Source organism: Intestinibacter sp., from assembly GCF_051866655.1.
Lineage (GTDB): Bacteria > Bacillota > Clostridia > Peptostreptococcales > Peptostreptococcaceae > Intestinibacter.
This window is the reverse complement of the sequence record NZ_JBJDXL010000273.1, coordinates 1-4,112: the sequence shown is the minus strand read 5'-3', so window position 1 is coordinate 4,112 and position 4,112 is coordinate 1. Positions and strand designations below refer to the sequence as shown.

General features: G+C 28.9%; 4 protein-coding genes. 3 read left to right on the top strand and 1 reads right to left on the bottom strand.

What is annotated here, in order from left to right:
- Both ACI3VO_RS08165 and ACI3VO_RS08160 read left to right on the top strand, forming a co-directional pair.
- Positions 1-1,183: type I restriction-modification enzyme R subunit C-terminal domain-containing protein (locus ACI3VO_RS08165; protein WP_439757438.1), on the top strand; the 1,183-nt coding region annotated here is incomplete at its 5' end.
- Between the two features lie 154 nt (positions 1,184-1,337).
- Positions 1,338-2,669, top strand: coding sequence for a GIY-YIG nuclease family protein (locus ACI3VO_RS08160; RefSeq protein ID WP_439757437.1), 1,332 nt, complete (start codon positions 1,338-1,340; stop codon positions 2,667-2,669).
- Between the two features lie 131 nt (positions 2,670-2,800).
- Here the strand turns inward: ACI3VO_RS08160 and ACI3VO_RS08155 are convergent, their stop codons facing one another.
- Positions 2,801-3,460, bottom strand: a complete 660-nt coding sequence (locus ACI3VO_RS08155) for a B3/B4 domain-containing protein (RefSeq protein ID WP_439757436.1) — start codon at positions 3,458-3,460, stop codon at positions 2,801-2,803.
- Between the two features lie 100 nt (positions 3,461-3,560).
- On the opposite strand from ACI3VO_RS08155, the gene ACI3VO_RS08150 reads away from it, so the two are divergent.
- A partial coding sequence (locus ACI3VO_RS08150) for an endonuclease/exonuclease/phosphatase family protein (RefSeq protein ID WP_439757435.1) occupies positions 3,561-4,112 on the top strand: 552 nt, incomplete at its 3' end.

Sequence of the window (4,112 nt, the reverse complement as noted above, 5' to 3'; positions counted from 1 at the left end):
ATTTTTAATATTTGACTACTGTAGCAATTTTGATTTCTTCAGAGAAAATCCAAAAGGGTATGAAAGTAAGATAGTTCTTTCTTTAGATGAGAGATTATTCAACTTAAAGGTGGATATAATCAAGGAACTTCAAGATGTAAAATACTCAGATGAAGAATACGTCGAATACAGAAAGGTTCTGTCAGAAAGTATTTATCAACAGATAAAAGCATTGCCAGATGAAAGCTACAGAGTTAGATTGAATGCTAAGTATGTGAATAAGTATAAAAATCAAGATAGCTTGAAGGTATTAGGAGCTATTGAAGCCAAGGAATTGAAGGATGAGATATCACCGCTTATAACAACTTTTGGTGAAGACGAGCTTGCTAAGAGATTTGACTTTGTAATGTATACTATAGAGCTTGCTAGATTATCTGAAACTAATGCCAACAGAGGAATTAAAAGTGTTATATCCACAGCTAATCAGCTTGCGAGATTAGGAACTATACCTCAGGTTAAGGCTCAAAAATACATAATTGATAAGGTTAGAAATGAAGAATTTTGGGATAATGTAGGTATAAATGATCTAGAAGAAGTTAGAGAAGCAATGAGGGAATTAATACAATACATAGAGCCAGATATTACACGAATATATTATACACAGTTTGAAGATATGATAGTAACAGAAGCTTCAAATGGAGCTATATACAATATAAACGACTTGAAAAACTACAAGCAAAAAGTAGAGCATTACTTAAAAGAGCATACAGACGACATGGTAATTTACAAGCTTAGAAATAATAAAAAGATAACAAAGCAAGACTTGCAAACTTTAGAGGATATAATGTGGAATCAGCTTGGAACTGCATCAGATTACGAAAAGGAATTTGGTGATATGCCACTAGGTAAGCTAGTCAGAAAAATAGTTGGACTAGATAGACAGGCTGCCAATGAAGCATTTTCTGAGTTTCTAAATAGTGAAACATTAAATTCTACACAAATTCACTTTGTAAAGCTTATAGTTGATTATATAGTTAAAAATGGATTTGTAGAAGACAATAGAATTTTTATGGAGGATCCATTTAGAAGCGTAGGAAATATAACTCAATTATTTAAAAATAATATGGATGATGCTAGAAAAATTCTGGATATTATAGGAAATATTAAGAAAAACTCAGAAGAATTGACAGAAGAGGCATTCTAAATTAAGGCTAGTAAAATTTATGTATTTTTTAGATACATTAAATTTACTAGCTTTTTTTGTGCAAAGACTTGCAAAAAATAAAATATGTGTTAATATATTTAATATAATAATATATTAACACATAATAAAAACGGAGAAAGGAGTGTGCTAAATTATGAAAAATGAGTTTTATTTAAAAAACTTTACCAGCAAATGGATAAAATACAGCGATTACGATATGAGAGAGGATTCAGACGGAAATATTTATGTAATACCAGCAGAGAACAGCAATTATACAATTTACGATCCATTTGAAAAATCGAATAAAATTTTATTTGATTTAATCGATTTAGGGGATGAAGCATTAAAAGAGGAGCAAGACAAAGCTGCGATTTACAATAAATTAATTTTATTTGTCAAAAACTACGGTTTACTTGGTCTAATAAGTTCAAGTGTATATAACAGAAATATAGTAGGAGAGGACAACGTACTATTTACACAAAACAATATAATAAGCAATACGATAGAAAACCTAGAAAATAATAGTATCATGAAGAGTGATCAATATATAAAATTATTTACTCCTTTTGCGACAGAGGAGGATATATATACGAGAGAATTTGATGAGCATTTAACTGTTGTGAAGGCAGAGGATTCGCCTAGATTCTATGGAAAGAAGCCGTTAGTTATGGACATAGTATTTTCTAAATTTTATGCAGAAAGAGTCGATTGGATATTAGAATACGCAAAGAATATATCAAAAAATTTAAATCAACTTATAATCTACAAAAATGCTAACTTAACTGAGCCAGTTGAGATAATGCCAGACAAATTTAATCCACAAAAGATAGGATTTACCGTGGCGATGTTTGATAAGCCTCAGATTAAATGGGATTTTGATTCACTGCAATCTACTATTGATGTCATATACGCATTTGCCTTGACTGACGACAATAGCATATTAAATCGTTGTAGTTATTGCAATAAGGCGTTTTTTGCAAAAACAGATAGAGAAAAATACTGCTCTCCTTCATGTAGGAACTGTGCAAATGTTGTAAAAAGTAGAAATAAGAAAAAAGCCTTAAAGGATCAGGTCGATAAAGCTGATGAGGATAAAAAAATTCGAGAAAAAATAAAAAAATTCAAAGGTGGTGAAAATGATATGAAAAATGAAAAACGCAAACAGGTGATATATGAATACAAAGAAAAGAAAACGACAGGTGGTGTCTATAAAATAACTAATTTAGAAACTGGAAAAAGTTTAATAAAAGGTGAGATAGATTTGAAATCGATGGAAAATAGATTTAACTTCTCAGTATCAATTAATAGCTGTTTAAATCCAAAGCTTCAAAATGATTGGAAAAAATATGGACCAAAATCTTTTAAATTTGAAATATTAGAAGAAGTAGAAAAGAAGTCAGAATTAGATAATAGACAATTTAAAAAGCAATTAAATGAATTAGCTGAAAAATATATTGAAAAGCTAGATAAAGAAAAATTATATTAAAAATGTATAAAAAATAAAATTGTGCTAATAATATAAATGTATATTTAAACTTGCACAATTGAGCTCAATTATAAATATATAGACCGATATCCTTTAGATTATATAGTTTAAGGGATATCGGTTCTTAATTTTTATTCGACTATAAAAGTATCGATATCTTTGGCATCAGTATATTTTGTAAGTAAGTCTTTAAATTCTGCCATCCATTTTTCTAAATCTTCACTGCCATCAAATGAATAAATAACACTTGCTACCTTTTTTTCGCCTTCTTTGATCATAGCTCTTTGGCTGTCACTAGTTGGATTTCCAAATGGACCTTCTTCATCGTATAAAGTAGGAAGGTGTTCGATATTTACAGATGATTTTCCTATTCCGTCGTAATTTTCTCCGTCGGGAACTCTCTTTAATGTTATATTTTCAGATACACAGCTCAAGTCGTAAGAGCCTATAGAATATCCAGAAGAAACAGAGATTATATTGTTGATTTCAACTACATTATTTATATTGTAAAGGCCTTTTCCTTTTACTATTCTTCTAAGCATTGCTTCTGAAGCGTTTCTGTAAGATGATGGAGATTTTCCAAGTGCTTTGTACGCCTCTCTTGTAGTCTGTATGTGGTTTATTTTTACTATATCCTCTGTAACGTATTTGTTTTCTAATTCTGATATAGTAGAATTAAATTTATCTAAAAGAGAATCAGAAGTTTTTTCTACAGTTACAGAATATGTTAAGATACCTAAAGTTGCATTAGGACAAAGTGATTTTATTTCACTGTCAATTGAAAAAGTCATTTTATTTTGCCTCCTAATAATTTGTTAACTAACTGATTATAATTATATTAGTAAAAGCGATTATTTTAAAGTATAAAATTGAGGATGCTGGGAAAAAGGGGTGATTATATTGAGAATAATTTCCTACAATATACATAGAGGTATGGATAAAAATAAAAAAACAACCTTGTTTCAGATAGTTAAGTACCTAAAGAAACAAAGAGGAGATGTTATATGCCTGCAAGAGGTTTTACGTCATCAGTATGAATTTATGAAATTTTATCTTAGGATGAACGGGATCTTTGCTGAAAATGTAAAATCACAAAAATACGGAATCTGTATTTTTTCTAAATACAAAATAATAGATAAAAAGCATGTATTTTTAACGAGTAAAAAAGAGCAGAGGGGTCTTGCATATATAAAATTAAAAATAGACGAAAATAATTATTTAAATATAATTAACACTCATTTAGGTCTCAATAAAATAGAAAGGTTTAAGCAAATAAATGAGATATTAGATTTTGTAAAAAATATAAATGGAAAAGATAAAAATATAATCTGTGGAGACTTCAATGAAAAAAACTTGAGTATAAATAATCTTAATGATGCTTCAGTAGCATTAAAAAAAGATAATTATCCTACTTTTAGTAAAAGTAGAATAGATTATTGCTTT

Bases quoted from the DNA above. Each gene is read 5' to 3' on its own strand.
- ACI3VO_RS08155 (WP_439757436.1), bottom strand. From the start codon at position 3,460: ATGACTTTTTCAATTGACAGTGAAATAAAATCACTTTGTCCTAATGCA.
- ACI3VO_RS08160 (WP_439757437.1), top strand. From the start codon at position 1,338: ATGAAAAATGAGTTTTATTTAAAAAACTTTACCAGCAAATGGATAAAA.